Here is a 16,479-nt window from a genome sequence, read left to right on the forward strand (position 1 = left end):
AACAACACCCCCTCCTAAACTACTTCCCAAAACCCTCCCCTCTACTTTTGTTGTTTGGGGGGGGGGTGGGCGGGGGGCGCCCGCCCCCCCCCCCACCCCGGTGCTGCTACGCGGACGGGTCGAGTGCCTCAGTCGTCATCGCCGATGTCGACCATCAGGCCGAACTCGGGCAGTTCTTCGGTGACCTGCTCGATCTCCGGCTGCTCCATGGGATCCACTCCTTCGATGGGTTCATCCGTGATGGACGGCTCTCGCCGCCGGTCGGCCAAGGGGCTACCCAGCGGCCACCACGTTGAAGAACACGGAGGGGGGAAGCAGCCGCAAATCCGCCACCGTCGAAAGCTCTCGCTTCTCGCACCGCCATGCAGAAAAGTGCTGAAGTCCGTCCAGGAGGCACGGCTGCCAGTGGCGGATGTGACAAGGGGGGCACGGGTGTACAACGCGCCGGGTGGCGTGACTGCCCGTCGATACCCATTCCGCCGAAAGAAAGTGTCCTGATAGTCACCGTATTGACACAAGCCCGGCTTCCAGTCGCCCCATCCCGGTCCGCCTCCCCCGGCGCCACCGGCCCACGCCGACGGCGGCCGCCGGCAGGCGAAGAGGAAGGGGCCCTGATCGCCCGCCCGGACCCCGGCTGCGCCCGCTGCCTCGGCGAGCAGGCCATGGCCCCCCTCAAGGGCCGGCGCCTCCTGCGGAAGCTCCGGTGCAGGTTGCGTCCGTGACGAGGCTCCTGGTTTCCCTTCCCTGTCGGACCATTCCCCGACCAGGGCAGAGGGGAGGAGCGGGTCTGTAAGATACGAACTGGACGGTTTATTTACTCTCCCCGCGTTCGACACCCCAGGAGGGAGGAGGCAGAGTGGCTGAGCAGCTACGGGCCATCCGTACCCGGCAGACGATTCTTTCGGCGGCGGCCAAGATTTTCGAGGAGCATGGGTACCAAGCAGCCACGATCTCCCAGATCCTCACCGAGGCAGGGGTGACCAAGGGCGCGCTGTATTTCCACTTCCACTCCAAGGAAGATCTTGCCCAGGGCGTTCTCTCCGAGCAGGACCAGCGCATCATCGTGCCGATACGGGCGTCCAAGGTGCAGGAGGTCGTGGACGTTGTCATGCTGCAGGCCCACCGGCTCCAGACCGACCCGATGGTGCGAGCCGGTGTCCGGCTGGCGATGGACCAGCTGACGCGGAACCTCGATCGCAGCGGCCCCTTCCTGCGGTGGGGCGAGGTCGGTCTCGGGCTGCTCCAGCAGGCGCAGGCCCAGGGCGAGTTGCTGCCGCACATCTCGCCGCCGGAGACGGCCGAGGTCATCGTGGGCTCCTTCGCGGGTATCCAGTCCATGTCGCAGGCCGTGTGCGAGTACCGCGACCTGGTGGTGCGGGTGTCCGCCCTGATGCGCCATCTGCTGCCCAGTGTGGTGGTGCCGTCGGTGCTGGCCTCGCTGGACCTGTCCGAGGGCCGGGGGGCCAAGGTGTACGAGGAGGCCCTGAAAGCGGCCGATCTGCGCGACGTCCTGGAGACCGCGAACTGAGAGCAACGGCGTGCCCCGAATCCCGTCGGTCCGCCCGGCAGGGGCGCCCGGTCCGAAGTACGCGGTCGGCCCCTGCCCGAGCGCGCAGTCGCCGGGCGCCCGGGCGAGGTAGCCGTCGGGCCGCAGCAGCGCCGCCTCGTACGGCACGTCGGGGGTGGGCCGCACCTCGACGATGCGCAGGATTCCCGCCCGGTCCCGGGTCGCTTCCCGGCGCGGAAGACGGCTGGGCCCTCGCACCCCGCGGCCATGACCCGTACACCGTCTTCGTCCTGGACGACGTCGGTGACACGGGGGCCGCGCAGGATGCGCGCCCCGGCCCTGCGCGCCCGGGCCTCCAGGTGCCGCTCCGGGCCGGTCTGGGCGCACTTGAGGACGGGAGCCGGTTCGTGCGGGGGAGCGGTGACGGCCAGGCCGGGGCCCCGCGAAGCGGAAGGTGCTGGAGGTGGGTTCCGGCGCGTACGAGGGGTGCGGTCCGCCCGGCAGACGGCCTCGGCGGGCCGGCGACTGCACCGCCCGGGCGTGCAGCGGGGTCGTCTTGGGCTGGTCGGAGACCTCGGTCCTGGGTTCGAGGAGTGCGGCGTGGACGCCGTACGCGGCGAGTTCGGCCGCGACGAGCATCCCGACCGGACCTCCGCCGGCCACGACCACCTGGGCCCGGATGGGAGGTTCCCCTGCGCGGCCGTACCTTTCTGGCCGAGGTCCTCACCGACGGGCACGAATATACCGGGCATGCTGTTTTTTTTATCTGTCCCGGCCGAGGTCCGGCCCCGGTGCGGAGGCGGGTGCAGGGCTATGGCCGCAGCTCCCGGGCGGCGGACGAGGACATCGAGCCGCCATCCGAGCGTCGGTCTTGCGCCCCTTGCTGCCCGGCGCCAACGTCCGTACGTCCACGGCCTCGGCCGGCACGCCCCGCGCGTACAGCTCCTCGGGTTCGGTGACGCCGGCTCCACCCCTTCGCGGATGTGCGCCGCGAAGGCTCTCGACGAAATCGCCGGAACGCCCTCATGCCGGCACCAGCGCTTGTACGCCGCGTAGAGCTGCGCCTGTTCGGCCCGGAGCCCGGCGTCGAGCCGGCAGGTCTCGCCGACGAAGCGGCCGGGGTGGCCCTCGGTCTCCACGTACCCGTTCGTCGCGATGCGTACGCGCTCGGGGCCGGAGAGGTCCTTGTCGCCGCCCGGGCAGCGGCGGGCGCCCTCGATCAGCCGGTTGAGGATGGCCGGGCCCTCCTGTGCGACCAGGATCTCCGCCAGGTTGTCGATCGTGCGGTCGTCGGAGACGACCCATTCGAACGGGATGAGGCGTATGCGCCGCCAGAACGCGAAGCCGCCCGTGCCGACTTCGGGGCGGTGGTTGCCCAGCGCCACATCTTGTGCGTCGCTCGAAGCCGAAGAAGTGGTTCTTGCCGGAGCCGAACAGGAACGGCATCACCTGCTCACCCGCGTCACCGGTGAGGGAGTAGCCGAGCAGCAGTCGCCGGAAGGAGGTCATCTCCTTTCCCTCCGGGCCCTCGCCGAAGGCATCGGCCAGGAAGCGGTCCCGGCGCGGCGTGGGCATCGCCCGGTCGGCTGAGCCGGGTGCGGTTCGGCGGCGACGGACGGCTGGGTGGCGCGGTTCCCGCGGATCCGGTCGTAGACGGCCCGAGCATGTTCTGCCCGAGCGGCCTGGGGCCCAGGGCCGGCCGCGAGACGGCCCGCTGGAACAGTGCGCCGCCGTGACGAGCCGGGCGATCCCGAACGGCTCATCCTCCTGCGAGGATCCGGCCCAGCCGGACGGACGCCTCGCTGATGGCGGTGGAGTGTTCCGCACCGGTGTCGACGACCTTCGCGAGGAGCTTCGACCAGCCGTTCAACCGGCCGCTGGGCGCGCATCCCGCGCCGGGATGCGGGGTGCGGACCGGCAGCACGGTGTGTGTGATGCCCGGCGAGACACCGTCAAGCCGCAGGCCGCCTTCGATTCCTGCCGCGGCACGTACGTCCACCACTGCCATCCGCTCGACCGGTCGGCGAGGGGCATGAGGGCGCAGCTGCGGATCCGCTGACCCGTCGCCCCCGGCCACCACCGTTCAAACATCGCTCGACGACCGCTGGAGGAACGCTCGCGATCCTCTCCAGGGCGGCCCAGCGGCCCGCCGAGGGAGGGGAAGTACCTCTATCCTCGTGAACAGCGCGCCTTGGCAACCTACTTACGAACCGGACCAGAGCGAGGACGTACCGATGACCCCCGATCCGCATGTGCAGCAGTACGGCCCCTCCGGTGCGCAGGCCCCGTCCCAGCAGCAGGGGGGCAGGCCCGGCGACGTCCCCGCGCCGCAGCCGGCCGGCCGGCCGAGCAAGGCCGCGGGCCGGCTGCACATGGTGTCGGTCCTCACCCTCGGTCTCATGGCCGGCCTGTTCTTCGCCTACGACGTCTCGGTCATGCCCGGCCTCGCCAAGACCGACGACCGCACCTACGTCGCGGCGATGCAGCAGTTCAACGCGGAGATCGACGGCAACGGCCTGTTCGCCCTCATCTTCATGGGCGCGATCCTCGCGGCGGGCCTCGCGGCGTTCCTGGAGTTCCGCCGGGGACACAAGACCATCGCCCTGTGGGCCGGGCTCGCCGCCGTGCTGTACCTCGCCGTCCTGATGCTCACGATGGGCGTCGAGATCCCGCTCAACACCCAGCTCGCCGACCTCGGCGACCCGGCCAAGGTCCACGACTTCGCCCTCGTCGACAAGTTCAAGGGAACCTGGGAGACGGTCAACATCTGCCGTACGCTCCTCACCACGGCGGCCCTGGGCTGCGCGGCGTACGCCGCCAGGCTGCACGGCCGCGCGGAGGCACTGCTGACCGCGGGCCGCTGAGCGCGACCGGCTGGCAAGGGCGGGCACGGGGCGAAGGCCCGGATCCCGCCCTTCGCCGTGTCAACTGCCGCCGTGCAGCACGAGGGCCCAGACCGGCAGTCCGGTGGCGGCGGTGCACAGCAGCGCTGGAGCCCGGCCGCGAGCCCCGTGAAGAGGAGGGCCCCGATGCAGCCGAGCACGAACCACCCGTTGAGGATGGCCACGTCGACCCGCCGCATCACGTCGATGAGCGTGCGGTCCCGCGCAGCGCCGGCATGGCGGAGACGGCGAAGCCGTAGAACAGCCCGCTGACCAGCCCCGTCGTTACCGTGGCCGCGATGAGCGCGAGCGTTGGCGCGATCTCCATGCCCGGCCCTTCAGCTTCTGCCGGTTCGGCGGTGCTTGCTCAAGTCAACTCTCCTCTGCGCAAAGGGAATGCAACAGGAAGGTCAAGTGCCGGAGCCCAGGGTGGGGGTGCCCGCGGCGGCGGGATGTGATGGTGGCATCCTGCCCGGGTGGATGATCTCGTCGGTACGCAGACCCCGGCCCGCCGCCTCACCGACCCCGCCGAGGCGGTCGCGGAACTCGAACGGGTGCTGCCCGGCCTCGCGGCGCACCGCCTGCCGACCCCGCCGGGCGTCGACTGGCCGCGCCTGGAAGCCGCGCTGGGGACGGCGCTGCCCGCCGACTACAAGCTCCTGTGCGACCGCTACCCGGCGTTCGAGCTGAGCGACTTCCTGAGCGTCGGACGCCCGACACCGGGGAACGAGGTCGCCTGGGCCGAGGACACCGACGACCTGGAGATCCTCGCCGAGTGGTGCGAGGACGCCGACCTGACCCTCCCCCTGCGCCCGTACCCAGCCCCCGCCGGCCTGCTGCCCTGGGCGTCCTCGAACCAGGGCGACCTCTTCCTGTGGACCACAGGCCCGGGCGGCCCCGGGGACTGGACGGTGACCGTCGCCTCCCGCAACGGGGCCTGGTGGCACTACACCGGAGGAGCCGTGCAGTTCCTCGCCGATCTGGCCGGCGGCGTCCTGGAGCCCTGGGCCCTGCCGAGGATCCGCCCCGAGATCACCTGGGTCCACCGGCAGTAGGGCGCCCGCGGGCCGGGACTCCGCGCCGGCAGCCTCCGGTGCGGAGGCCGGGCTGGCACCATGAACCCATGGATACGGGGGAGTACAGCGCTCTCGTCGTACGCCGCGCGCTCGCGGCGGAGGCGGAGGCCCTGGCGGGGATCGACGCGGTCGCGGCCGGGGGCGACGCCGGACGGCGGGCGAGCATCGCGACGTGGTGCGAGCGGGGACTGGCGTACGTGGCGCAGGACGGGTCCTTTGGCCCGCTCGGGTACTGCGTGCTGGAGTACACGTTCTTCGAGCAGGGCTTCGTCACCATGCTGATGGTGGCCCCGGAGGCACGCGGCCGGGGTGTGGGGCACCGGCTGCTGGACGCCGTGGCGGCCACGTGCACCACCCCGAAGCTGTTCACCTCGGCCAACGTGTCCAACCAGCCGATGCAGCGGCTGCTCCAGCGCGCCGGCTGGACCCCGGCGGGCCTGCTCCACGGCCTCGACGAGGGCGACCCCGAGCTGTTCTACCTCCACCGGCCGCGCAGCGGCCCCGCGTACCCGTGACCCGGTCCGCCCTCGGCCCTACCCCACCGGCGCCGACTTCCGCCCGGCATCGGCACCGGCGTCCGCAGTCCTCCCCGCACCCCGCAGCCACGTCAGCGACAGCAGGCCCGCCCCGGCCATGACGGCGGCCGCCCCGACGGCCGCGATGCTCATCCCGTGCGTGAAGGCGTCGCGCGCCGCCGTCAGCACGGCGTCGGCCGACGCGCGCGGCAGCTGCGCGGCGACGGCCGTGGCGCCGCCCAGCGTCTCGCGTACCGCGTCGGCCTGCGGTACGCCGGAGGGCAGCGCTCCGGCCATGTCCCGGCTGTAGGCCGCCGCCCCGACGGACCCCAGGATCGCCATGCCCAGCGCGCCGCCCAGCTCCTGGCCCGACTCCAGCACGGCCGCCGCCGCCCCCGCGCGCTCCGGCGGGGTCGCGCCCAGGGCGAGTTCGTTGGCCAGCGTCATCGCGGTCACCAGGCCCCCCGCGTACAGGGAGGCACCGGCGAGGGTGAACCAGAGCGCGGAGTCCGGCCGGACCTGGGACAGCCAGAGGAACCCACAGGCGGAGACGAGGAACCCGCCGCCCATCACGTACGCCCGGTCGACACGTTGCGCGAGCGCGGCGCCGGCCGGGGCCGCCCCGGCCACTCCCACGGCCGGCACCAGGCTCCACAGCGCGGCACGGAACGGGCTCAGGCCGAGGACCGACTGCAGGTACTGGGTGAGGAAGACGGCCATCCCGACCGTGGCGAACATCGCGAGGAGATTCGCGAGCACCGGCCCGCCGAAGGTCCGCGGGACGCCTGAGTAAATCGTAGGCTCCTCCCCATGCCGAACTCGCCTCCGTTGACCGAATCGCTGCTCTCCGCCGTGGGCGCTCTCCCCGGGCAGGCCGAACCCCTGGACAGCAGCCCGCGGTTCCGGGTGCGGCGGGCCGACGGGCGGCCGGTGATCGTCAAGCGGATCACCGACGAAGGGGATGCCGGCACCGACGCGGACGCGCGCTTCGCGCGCGAGCTCGCCGGACTGCGCCTGGCGGGCCGGGGCACCGGGCCCGCCGTGGCCCCCGAGGTGCTCGCCACGGACCCTCGTCGCGCGTGCCGACGGGGGTACGGCGGACCAGCTCGCCCGGTGCCCGTGGAGGACTTCGAGTGGGCTACGTCTCCGCCCGCGAACGCCTCGTCCACCGCCTGGTCGTGGTCGCCGACCTGCCCTGCCTCCCCAACCTCACAGGGCAATACGACCAGGGACCTCTTGCAGGTCAGGGTCGGGTCCGCAGCCCCTGGCACGGCACCCCCGGGTGCTCATCACCCGTACGGCCCGATTCGGTGCGCGCACGCTCCGGGTAAGGACGGCCCGTCCACCCCCGAGAGCCTCCTGGAGGCATCCGTGCCCGACGTGAACAGTCCCTACAAGCCCGGCACCCCCTGCTGGATCGACCTGATGGCCCCCGACCAGCAGGCGGCCCTCGACTTCTACTGCGGCCTCTTCGGCTGGCAGGGCGAGGTGGGACCGCCCGAGCAGGGCGGCTACGCCGTCTGCACCCTCAAGGGCAAGGCGGTTGCCGGGATCATGAAGGCGATGAACCCGGACGGTACGGTGCCGGACCCGATGCCGCCGACAGAGTGGACGACATACTTGTCGACGGACGCCGTCGACTCCACCCTCGAGTCCGTGACCGACGCCGGCGGCACGGTCCTCGTGGGCCCGATGGACGTCATGGACCTCGGCAGGATGGCCGTGGCCACCGACCCGGCGGGCGCCGTCTTCGGCCTCTGGCAGCCCGGCACGTTCGACGGCGCGGGCATCGTCAACGAGCACGGCGCGCTGATCTGGAGCGAACTGACCACGCCCGACCTGGCGGCGGCCTCCGCGTTCTACTCCGCCGTCCTGCCGGTGACGACGGCGCGCTCCGAGATGGAGGGCGCCGAGGGCTACGTGGAGTTCCAGGTCGCCGGACGGGCGGTGGGCGGGATGATGGACATGAGCAAGCTGCCGCCGGGCGCCTCGCCGCACTGGCAACCGTACTTCGCCGTGGACAACGTGGACGACATCCAGGCCGCCGCCGTCCGCGCCGGAGCAACCGTCCTGGCCCCCGCCTTCGACATGGTCGCCGGTCGCATGGCGATCCTGGCGGACCCCCAGGGCGGCTCGTTCTCGGTCCTCACCCCAGCGATGCAGGAGGGCTCGGCCTGACGTGAACCGGGCGCGCGGAGGACATGGTCCTGCCGCGCCCCGGTCGGGAACGGTCGGGGTGAAGGGCTGTCCGGATCACTTGGGCGTGGGCCTGGACTTTTTGGGCGGGGAAGGCCGGTGTGCGGGGGTGGCGCCGCTTCGGTCCGTCCTCGGGCAACGACCCGAAGCTGAAGGATCCGTTCGGCCGGTACGTGCTGACCACGTTCGTGAGGGGCACCAATTCGGCGAGTGCTCCCTCCACGAACTCGGCATCCGGCCCGAGGTGTACGAACCCAAACTCGACGTCGACTTCACCCAGCTCCGTGACCAAGACCTGACCGCCGTCGGCGGAGGGGTAGCGGTTGGCCATCGAGCAACCCGTTTCATAGGCGGTCGCTCGTGAAACAGACGATTACCCAGCTGTTCACCTGGGCCCCCTGGCGGGCTCCCCCTGTCGCACCGGTAAGGGCAAGGGGGCGATCCAGTACCACGCCGCCCGCTTCCGCCTCGTGCCCCGACTCGCCAAGGTGCTCAGCGTGCCAACCGTCACGACAAGGACCGTTGCGGTCACTGGTCCGGGCTGTGCGCGGACGCCTCCTTCGAGGCGGTGGCCGACGCCGGGACGACGGCGCGCTGCGGGCCCGGGGAGCCCTCCGCAGCCCCGGACCCCGTCAGCCGCAGGCCGGTGAACACGGCGGTGGCCAGGGTGATCGCGCCGGCCGTGGTGAAGGCGCTGTCGAGGCCGGCCTCGAAGGAGGCGCCGCCGGACTGCCGGGTGCGGACGACGGCTCCGAGGAGGGCCACGCCGAGCACCGCGCCGATCTGCCGGGTCGTGCTGCTGATGCCCGACGCGAGGCCGCCCTCCTGCGGGCTGACGGCCTGGATGGCTGCTCCGGTCAGCGGGGACATGGTCAGGGCGAAGCCGGTGCCGGCGACCGCCAGCCGCCACCACACGTTCCCGTAACCGGTGTCGGCGTGCACCGTGCCGAGCGCCAGCAGTCCCAGGCCGGCCAGGGCCAGGCCGGCGGTGACCACGACGCGGAAGCCGTACCGGGCGGCGAGCCGGCCCGCGTACGGGCTGACGACCACCATGGAGAGGGACACCGGCAGCGTCTGGAGACCGGCGCGCAGGATCGAGCTGCCCTGGACGTACACGAAGAACTGGGAGAAGAAGAACGACGAGCCCATGAGCGCGAACCCGACCACGGCCATGGCGGTGTTGGACACGGTGAACAGCCGCTCCCGGAACAGCCGAAGCGGCAGCATCGGCGCGGAGCGGCGCGCTTCGACGGCCACGAAGACGACGAGGAGGACCGCCGCGGCGGCGAAGCCGCCCAGGACCGGCGGCGAGGTCCAGCCGCGGGCACCGCCCTCGATCAGCCCGTAGGCCATCGTCCCCACCCCCAGAACGGACAGCACCGTCCCCGGCACGTCGATGGCGGGGGCGCCGGGATTGCGGCTCTCTTCGAGGCTGTGCAGCCCGGCCACCAGGAGGATCACGCCGAGGGGCAGGTTGACCAGGAAGATGGCGGGCCATCCGAACGCGTCCGTGAGCGCGCCGCCGGCCACCGGGCCCGCGGCGAGACCGATGCCACTGATTCCGGCCCACAACCCGATCGCCCTGACGCGTTCCCGCGGCTCCGGGTACGCGGCGGCGAGCAGGGCGAGCGAGGCGGGGCTCAGCGCGGCGGCCCCGATGCCCTGGAGCACCCGGCCGGCGATCAGCCAGCCGAGCGAGGGCGCGACGGCACACAGCGCCGAGGCGGCGGTGAACACCGCGACGCCGGTCAGGTAGACCCGCTTGCGGCCGAACCGGTCGGCGAAGACGCCGCCGGACAGCAGCAGCATGGCGACGAGCAGGACGTACACGTCGACGATCCATTGCAGACCGGTCAACCCGGTGTGCAGGCGGTGCTGCATGTCGGGCAGCGCCGCTCCGACGATCGTGTTGTCGAGCAGGACCATGAACTGGCCCAGGCAGGTCACCGTGAGCAGAACGGCCCGGTGCGAACGACTTCCTACGGCCGCAGGCGCGACTGTCATGCGGATTCCTCTCGGTCGGCATCCGCGGCCGGCGGACACCGGACGCTTTAACGCAGCCGAAAGCTGCGTTTGGCGACTCTAGGGCGGCCGGTCATGTAAACGCAAGCAGCTACTGCGTTAAGGTGGTGGGATGAACGAGCAGGAGCGGGCCCGGCGGCCCGGCGGGCGCAGTGCCCGCGTCGGCGCGCAGGTGCATCAGGCCGTCACCGAACTGATCGGCGAGCGCGGTTACGGCAACTTCACCGTCGGCGAGGTGGCGGCCCGCGCGGGCGTGGCCGACAGCAGCGTCTACCGCCGGTGGGGCAACCTGGAGGCGCTGCTCGGCGACGTGGCGCTCACCCGCCTCAACGCGCGGTCGCCGATGCCCGACACCGGCAGCCTGGCCGGCGACCTGCGTACGTACGCGGCCCAAGTGGCCCGCGAGATCACCGGCCCCGACGGCCCGGCGGTACTGCACCTCGCCGTCGCCCTGGCCGGTACGGGGGAGCAGGGCGTGCGGGCGCGGGAGAACCTCCGGACCGAACGCACCCGGCAACTGCAGTCCATGCTCGACCGCGCCCGCGAACGCGGCGAGGACGCGCCCGACGCCTTCGAGGTGCTGGACCACGTCATGGCCCCGATGTACATCCGTGTCCTGTTCGGCATGGGTCCGCTCACCCCGGAGTACGTCGACGCACTGGTCGACCGGCTGCTGGAATTCCGGCCCGCCACCCCTGACCGGCCCTCATGAGTGGCTGGGAGTCACCTCGGGCTCCGGGCGCGCCGTACGGCTCCGCCGCCCCGGAAGCAGCAGCGGCGTGGCCAGGATGAGCACCCCCGCCACCGCGAGGGCCGTACGCGGCCCGGTGACGTCGGCGAGCAGTCCGGCGAGCGCGGTGAGGACGGCGATGGACGCCTGCTGCCCGATCGACCAGGCGGTCAGGGTGCGAGCGACGAGGTGCTTGGGGGTGTGTTCCAGCCGGTACGTGGAGAGCACCGGCCCGTACAGGCTCATGTTGACGATGATGGCCAGCTCGACGGCCATCACCGTGACGAGCCCGACGACACCCGGCCGTACGAACACCAGCCCGATCAGCCAGACCGCGCGCAGGGTGCCGACGGTCCGGAAGACCCGGTCGCGGCCGAAGCGGGCGACGACCCGGCGGGCCAGCCGCGAGCCGATGAGCCCCCCGAGGCACGGGGCGGCGAAGGCGAGACCGTACTGCCAGGGCGGGAACCCGAGCCGGCGCAGCAGGAGCACGGCCAGCAGGGGCTCGGTGGCCATGATGAGGCCGGCGACGAGGATCTGGTTGAGGTAGAGCGCCCGCAGCACCGGATGACCCAGGATGTGCCGCCAGCCGGCGAGCAGCGCGCCCGCCCGCAGCGGGCTGCCGTCCTTCGGCCGTGGCGCCTCCTCCTTGCCCCGGATCGCGGTGATCCCGAGCGCGGAGAGCAGGTAGCTGAGCGCGTCGGCCACCACGGTGGTGACCGGCCCGAAGAGCCCGATCGCCGCGCCGCCGAGGGGCGGGCCGACCGCGATGGAGCTCCAGTTCGTCGACTCGAACCGCGCGTTGGCGACGAGCAGGTCCTCCGGCCGCACGAGGGCCTTCAGGTACGCGCCGCCGGCCGCGCCGAACGCGATCTTCGCCGCGGCGATCACCGCCGAGACCACCAGCAGCTGGACGAACCCGAGCATCCCGAAGGCGTACGCCACCGGCACCGACGCCATGGCCGCGAACCGGACCAGGTCCATCCCGATCATGACCGGGCGCTTACGCCGGAACTCCACCCACGGCGCGAGCGGCACCGCGATCAGCGCCCCCACCGCCGGCCCCACGGCCGACAGCGCGGACACCTCGGCGGGCCCGGCGTGCAGCACCAGCACGGCGAGCAGCGGCAACGCCCCGAAGCCCAGCCCGGACCCGTACGCGCTCACCGCGTACGCGGCCCACAGCAGGCCGAACGGCCGGCCCAACGCTCTCCTGCCCACCACGCCTCACCCGAACAACCAGAAATTGACCCGAGAGAGCTAACCCCTGGGAAGAACCCCAGGTCAAACAACCATCGAGCCCCATCCCCACAACCAGCCGTTGTTCACTAGGCTGGCTCGACGTGGACCTCCAAGCAGTACGCACGTTCGTCGCCGTCACGGAAGCGGGCGGGTTCCAGAAGGCCGCCGCCGACCTGTCGGTCACCCAGCAGGCCGTCTCGAAGCGCGTCGCCGCGCTGGAACAGGCCCTCGGCGTGCGGCTGTTCACGCGCGCCCCGCGCGGCGCGGAGCTCACCATAGACGGCCGGGCGTTCCTGCCCCACGCGCGCGAACTTCTCCGCGCGGCCGAGCGCGCGAGCGCGTCCGTACGCCCCGGCAGCCGCCCGCTGCGCGTCGACGTGATCGCCTCGCGCACCGCGCAGTCGAGCCGGATGCGCGCCTTCCACCGCGCGCACCCCGAGATTTCCCTCGACGTGATGATGCTGGTCAGCATGGACACGGCCGTCGCTGCCCTCCGCTCCGGCGAACTCGACGCGACCTTCCGCGCCGTCGGCGCCCCCGGCCGGCCCCTTCCCGACGAGATCGAGTCCGCCCGGGTCCTCGACGAACCCCTTCACCTCCTCACCGGCCCCGACCACGCCCTGGCGGACGCCCGCTCGGTGACTCTCGCCGAACTCCTCGGGCACCGGATCTGGATGCCCGGCATCGCCCCGGGCACCGAGTGGGGCGCCTACTACGACGACCTGGTCGCCGAGTTCGGCCTCACCATCGAGGCGACCGGCCCCAACTTCGGCTCCGACGTCCTGCTCGACACCATCGCGGACACCCCGGCCCTGGCCACCTTCATGGGCGAGCACTCCCGCCTCATCTGGCCGGCCGGCCATGACCTCCGCCGCATCCCGGTCACCGACCCGACCCCGGTCTACCCGCACTCGCTCCTCTGGCACCGGGACAACCCGCATCCCGCGTTGAGCACGCTGCGGGCGTACCTGGCGACGACGGCGGGCGACTGCGGCGCTGCGGGGACCTGGGTGCCGGGGTGGGTGGCGCGGGGCTGAAGGGGCTCGCGCGGGTCTCGTGCCGAGCGAAGGCGAGCGGATGATGAGCGGACCACCCTCGCGAGGACCTCGTCGCTCTTCCACGGGAGACCGACGGTATCGAGCGCGAGTACGGAGACGGCGTGGACCACCTTCCCCGCTGACCTCGGCAGCTGATCCGCGCCGCACGAGCGCGGTGGCCCCCCTCCGTCGGGGAGAGGGGCCACCGTCGTGTCCGCAGGGGCGATGCCCGCTGGTCAGCCTTCGAGGAGGGCGATGCGGATGGCCCGTTCGACATACGCGGCCGTGTTGGCGTGGCCCTCGGCGTTGGGGTGGACCAGGGTGACCTTCTTGCCGACGACGCCGCAGTTCAGCGCCGTGCCGGGGAGCCTGGCGGGCCAGTAGTCCTCGGCGTCGCCGCAGATGCCCTCGACCCACTTGATGTCCGCCGGCTGGCAGACGTCGTGGCCGACGCTGGAGGAGTAGACGTCCACGTAGCGGTCGCCGAAGAAGCTGCTCACCCGCTCGATCGTGCTGTTCAGCGGCTGGAGGACTTCGTCGCGGAGCCAGTCGACGTCGGCGTGGGTGATCAGGCTCAGCTCGGTGAGCGCCAAGCGGTTGCAGTCGCCGCTGTCCTCGGGGAGGACGGCGGGGTAGCCGACCGTGACGACCTTGGCGTTGGGCGCTGCCTGGTGCACCTCGGCCAGCATCCGAATGTACTCGTCCTGGACCCGGGCGAGCCTGTCCTGAAGGCTCTCCTCTCCCTCGGGCGGGTTGGTGAAGTAGTCGCGGCAGGACTGGCCGGCCGCGCCCTTCTCCAGGCACTTGGCCAGAATGTCGGCGAACGGCAGGCTGTTGCCGCCGACGCCGACGGTGACGACGTCCGTCCCGTCGTCGAGTCCGGCACGCTTGATCTGCGGGTCCACCGACGGCCAGCCGGTGGCGGGCGGCTGGACCGGGCTGATCGGGGTCTGCCGGGTCGTGGCGATGTCGGAGATGACGGCGGCACCACAGCTCACGTTGGTCAGGTTGACTGGCCTGCCCGGCGGGAACTCGGCGAGTTCCTGGTCCACGATGTCCGGGTACGCGTCCGCGGTGCGGTCACAGCCGTCCCGCGACGCGTCGCCGAGCGGCGGCTGCGGGGTTCCGACGAAGACGCCGGCGGTGTACGAGTCGCCCAGCGCGGCCCACTCGTACGAGTCGGCCGCACCGGCGGAGCCGGAGGGCAGCAGCGCGGACGCCGCGAGCGCGAGCCCGACGGCCAGGGCGCTCGTGCGCAGGCGGGAGGAACGGTGGCGCATTTTTCTCCAGGATGGGCGAAGGGCGCCCCGGGGCCGGTCGGTTCCTCCGGGGCGGAGGGCACCTCGTCCAAGATCATCCACCCTCTCCGGCCGATATTCCGGCGAATCGTGCTAACTACCCCCGATCGGGGCAAAAGGTCAGATCTATGGATCGCCGCCGGTTGACGTCTCCCGCTGGCGCCGCCGTGCCGGTAGGTGTGGTTGAGCCGCATCGCTCGAGCCTTGCCGGGGGCAAGGCAAGGCGTGAGCGTTCTCAGCCGTTGGGCGTGATGAGGTCGAACGCGTGGTCGGGGTGTGACCTGTAGTGATCGACTGCGGCGGCTTGGTTGCGCCAGCCGACGAGGTGGGCGAGTCCGATCGCGAGGTTGCGGAAGGTGGCCATCGCTCGGGGTGCGTTCCCGGTGTGGATCTTCGAGGCGTCTTCGGCGAGTGTGGTGTCCCTGACGTTGTGCAGGGCCTCGATCTCCCAGTGTCCGCGTACGAATTGGGCGAGTTGGGGTGCGGTGGCCAGGTGCATGGTCAGGTCGGTGACCGCGTAGACGCGCTCGATGCTGACCTTGCCGGTGCGTAGGTCGCGGCGGCGTCGGAGGATCTGCAGGGCCTGGTCGGCGTAAGGGAAGGGCAGCCCGCTGACGGATGCCGCCTTGAGCCGGCGGATCTCGTCGCGGCCGTGGCCGCGCTCGCGGGTCCGGTCCAGCAGTGGGACCTCGCGCCAGGGAAGTTGCTTCAGCTGGGCCTGGAGAGTGGGGTGATTGCCCTTCACGACCGCCACGTAGTGCGCGTTCTTCTCCTCGACGAGGAAGTGGGCATGGTCGTGCTGGGTGTGGAGCGCGTCGAAGGTGACCACCGTGTCCCGGAGGTCGAGAGACTCGTGCAAGGGGCGGAAGGCGGTGATTTCGTTGCTTTTGGAGGCGACCTGGCGTTGGGCGAGGACGGCCCGCTCGCCATGGAGGAGTGCGGCGACCAGATGGACCGCGGCCGTGGTGGCGGTGCGTGAGCCGCGCAGGGCCTTGCCGTCGACGGCGACGGCTCGCAGCGGCGGCCTGCTTGCGGCCGGCGCCGGGCTGTCGTCGCCGAGTTGCAGGGCCATCCAGGTTCCGATGGCTGTGTCCAGAGCGTCGCCGTCGATGCGGGCCAGGAGTCGGCCCAGGGTGCAGGAGCGGGGGACGCCTCGAGGGAGGCCGAGACGCTGTCGCAGGTCAGGGTCGAGGCTGGTGGCGAAGCGGGTGATCGCGGCGAGCGTGACCGCTCCGGCCAGGACCGCGGCACTGCAGAGCATGAGGAGGGCTCCGAGCCGATAGCGCCGGCCCTGTCGTCTGCGCGGGTCCGGCAGCCGGTCGAGGAAATCGGCAAGCGTGACATAGCGGTCCGGATCGACGGCCGGTTCGGGAAGATCCGCCTGGTCGAGGTGGCGCGAGAGGACAGGTATCGGAGAGGATGGCATGCGGCACGGCCCTTGTGGTGATCTGGCTTAGACACCTTGATCATCAAGGGCCGTGCTCTGTTTTCACCACCCCGACAAGCAGGACAACCCGCCCGTCGGCGGACCAGCGTGACGTCTCATCAGTCGAGAACGCTCAAGCCCTGGGGGGCAAGGGCGGGGTGGCGGCGACAGCGGGCCTGGACGGAGGTCTTCTCGTCGGCGCTGATCACGTACTCGCCATCGCCCGGCGGAACCTTGTTGAAGGTGCGGCTACAGGTCCAGGAGGCGGACGGCTTTGGTGCCGAAGTCGGGGTCTGGGGGAAAGATCCGGGAGCGGTGCTGCCAGTCACCCCAGGTTGTTCCCCTGGTGGAGTCGGCGAGCCTGCCGGAAAGCAGTGATGATTTCTGAGATTTGCGGCCGGTGAAGCGGGAGAAGGATGACATGCTTGCGACGGAAACGGAATGAGGTGAGTAGCCTGATCCCGTGCTTGCATTGCAGGTACCCGAGGGTGCCGGGCACGTTGACCGCATACGTTCTCATGAATTCAAGGACTCATGCGCGTTTGTGG

General features: G+C 71.6%; 14 protein-coding genes and 3 pseudogenes. 7 read left to right on the plus strand and 10 right to left on the minus strand.

The genetic code is table 11. The features are described from left to right. Window positions 1–856 precede the first annotated feature (856 nt). A complete protein-coding gene (locus ABZ564_RS21295; protein WP_360858605.1) occupies window positions 857–1,528 on the plus strand; it encodes a ScbR family autoregulator-binding transcription factor in 672 nt (223 codons plus the stop codon). 564 nt (window positions 1,529–2,092) lie between these two features. Here ABZ564_RS21295 and ABZ564_RS21300 read toward each other — a convergent pair. From ABZ564_RS21300 to ABZ564_RS21315, 4 genes and pseudogenes are all read right to left on the minus strand, one after another. Next, window positions 2,093–2,146: pseudogene (locus ABZ564_RS21300) on the minus strand (hypothetical protein); the annotation flags it as partial. 123 nt (window positions 2,147–2,269) lie between these two features. Continuing rightward, on the minus strand, window positions 2,270–2,434 hold the full coding sequence (locus ABZ564_RS21305) for a hypothetical protein (RefSeq protein ID WP_360858608.1): 165 nt from the start codon (window positions 2,432–2,434) through the stop codon (window positions 2,270–2,272). Between the two features lie 47 nt (window positions 2,435–2,481). Then, window positions 2,482–3,097 (minus strand): annotated as a pseudogene (locus tag ABZ564_RS21310) (hypothetical protein); the annotation flags it as partial. Window positions 3,098–3,266: 169 nt separating this feature from the next. Next, window positions 3,267–3,506: a hypothetical protein gene (locus tag ABZ564_RS21315; RefSeq protein ID WP_360858611.1), complete on the minus strand. Its 240-nt coding sequence runs from the start codon at window positions 3,504–3,506 to the stop codon at window positions 3,267–3,269. A gap of 178 nt (window positions 3,507–3,684) precedes the next feature. Between ABZ564_RS21315 and ABZ564_RS21320 the strand changes: the two genes are divergently transcribed. Then, on the plus strand, window positions 3,685–4,371 hold the full coding sequence (locus ABZ564_RS21320) for a DUF1772 domain-containing protein (protein ID WP_360858614.1): 687 nt from the start codon (window positions 3,685–3,687) through the stop codon (window positions 4,369–4,371). Window positions 4,372–4,588: 217 nt separating this feature from the next. Here ABZ564_RS21320 and ABZ564_RS21325 read toward each other — a convergent pair whose 3' ends face one another. Beyond that, window positions 4,589–4,717: a hypothetical protein gene (locus ABZ564_RS21325; RefSeq protein ID WP_360858617.1), complete on the minus strand. Its 129-nt coding sequence runs from the start codon at window positions 4,715–4,717 to the stop codon at window positions 4,589–4,591. Window positions 4,718–4,865: 148 nt separating this feature from the next. On the opposite strand from ABZ564_RS21325, the gene ABZ564_RS21330 reads away from it, so the two are divergent. Together ABZ564_RS21330 and ABZ564_RS21335 are read left to right on the plus strand one after the other, a co-directional pair. Next, window positions 4,866–5,444: an SMI1/KNR4 family protein gene (locus ABZ564_RS21330; RefSeq protein ID WP_360858620.1), complete on the plus strand. Its 579-nt coding sequence runs from the start codon at window positions 4,866–4,868 to the stop codon at window positions 5,442–5,444. A gap of 68 nt (window positions 5,445–5,512) precedes the next feature. Next, window positions 5,513–5,980, plus strand: a complete 468-nt coding sequence (locus ABZ564_RS21335) for a GNAT family N-acetyltransferase (protein ID WP_360858623.1) — start codon at window positions 5,513–5,515, stop codon at window positions 5,978–5,980. A gap of 18 nt (window positions 5,981–5,998) precedes the next feature. Here ABZ564_RS21335 and ABZ564_RS21340 read toward each other — a convergent pair. Beyond that, window positions 5,999–6,757 (minus strand): annotated as a pseudogene (locus ABZ564_RS21340) (MFS transporter); the annotation flags it as partial. 603 nt (window positions 6,758–7,360) lie between these two features. Here ABZ564_RS21340 and ABZ564_RS21345 point away from each other — a divergent pair. Continuing rightward, window positions 7,361–8,158, plus strand: a complete 798-nt coding sequence (locus tag ABZ564_RS21345) for a VOC family protein (RefSeq protein WP_360858784.1) — start codon at window positions 7,361–7,363, stop codon at window positions 8,156–8,158. A 546-nt stretch (window positions 8,159–8,704) separates the two neighbouring features. Here the strand turns inward: ABZ564_RS21345 and ABZ564_RS21350 are convergent. After that, window positions 8,705–10,180 (minus strand): MFS transporter, encoded by a 1,476-nt coding sequence (locus ABZ564_RS21350; protein ID WP_360858626.1) that lies wholly within the window; start codon window positions 10,178–10,180, stop codon window positions 8,705–8,707. A gap of 130 nt (window positions 10,181–10,310) precedes the next feature. Here ABZ564_RS21350 and ABZ564_RS21355 point away from each other — a divergent pair, with 130 nt between their 5' ends. After that, complete coding sequence (locus tag ABZ564_RS21355; protein ID WP_360858629.1) at window positions 10,311–10,910, plus strand: TetR/AcrR family transcriptional regulator; 600 nt, start codon at window positions 10,311–10,313, stop codon at window positions 10,908–10,910. On the opposite strand, the gene ABZ564_RS21360 is transcribed toward ABZ564_RS21355, so the two are convergent. Continuing rightward, window positions 10,905–12,152: an MFS transporter gene (locus ABZ564_RS21360; RefSeq protein ID WP_360858632.1), complete on the minus strand. Its 1,248-nt coding sequence runs from the start codon at window positions 12,150–12,152 to the stop codon at window positions 10,905–10,907. The two genes, ABZ564_RS21355 and ABZ564_RS21360, sit on opposite strands and share 6 nt — an antisense overlap. Before the next feature lie 119 nt (window positions 12,153–12,271). Here ABZ564_RS21360 and ABZ564_RS21365 point away from each other — a divergent pair, with 119 nt between their 5' ends. Continuing rightward, window positions 12,272–13,207, plus strand: coding sequence for a LysR family transcriptional regulator (locus ABZ564_RS21365; RefSeq protein ID WP_360858635.1), 936 nt, complete (start codon window positions 12,272–12,274; stop codon window positions 13,205–13,207). A gap of 236 nt (window positions 13,208–13,443) precedes the next feature. Here the strand turns inward: ABZ564_RS21365 and ABZ564_RS21370 are convergent, their stop codons facing one another. Together ABZ564_RS21370 and ABZ564_RS21375 are read right to left on the minus strand one after the other, a co-directional pair. Beyond that, complete coding sequence (locus tag ABZ564_RS21370; RefSeq protein ID WP_360858638.1) at window positions 13,444–14,487, minus strand: SGNH/GDSL hydrolase family protein; 1,044 nt, start codon at window positions 14,485–14,487, stop codon at window positions 13,444–13,446. 253 nt (window positions 14,488–14,740) lie between these two features. After that, window positions 14,741–15,931 (minus strand): ISAs1 family transposase, encoded by a 1,191-nt coding sequence (locus ABZ564_RS21375; RefSeq protein WP_360858641.1) that lies wholly within the window; start codon window positions 15,929–15,931, stop codon window positions 14,741–14,743. Window positions 15,932–16,479: the final 548 nt, after the last annotated feature.

This window comes from Streptomyces sp. NPDC019224 (genome assembly GCF_040632605.1).
GTDB lineage: Bacteria > Actinomycetota > Actinomycetes > Streptomycetales > Streptomycetaceae > Streptomyces.

Bases quoted from the DNA above. Each gene is read 5' to 3' on its own strand.
- ABZ564_RS21375 (WP_360858641.1), bottom strand. From the start codon at position 15,931: ATGCCATCCTCTCCGATACCTGTCCTCTCGCGCCACCTCGACCAGGCG.
- ABZ564_RS21325 (WP_360858617.1), bottom strand. From the start codon at position 4,717: ATGGAGATCGCGCCAACGCTCGCGCTCATCGCGGCCACGGTAACGACG.
- ABZ564_RS21370 (WP_360858638.1), bottom strand. From the start codon at position 14,487: ATGCGCCACCGTTCCTCCCGCCTGCGCACGAGCGCCCTGGCCGTCGGG.
- ABZ564_RS21350 (WP_360858626.1), bottom strand. From the start codon at position 10,180: ATGACAGTCGCGCCTGCGGCCGTAGGAAGTCGTTCGCACCGGGCCGTT.
- ABZ564_RS21335 (WP_360858623.1), top strand. From the start codon at position 5,513: ATGGATACGGGGGAGTACAGCGCTCTCGTCGTACGCCGCGCGCTCGCG.
- ABZ564_RS21355 (WP_360858629.1), top strand. From the start codon at position 10,311: ATGAACGAGCAGGAGCGGGCCCGGCGGCCCGGCGGGCGCAGTGCCCGC.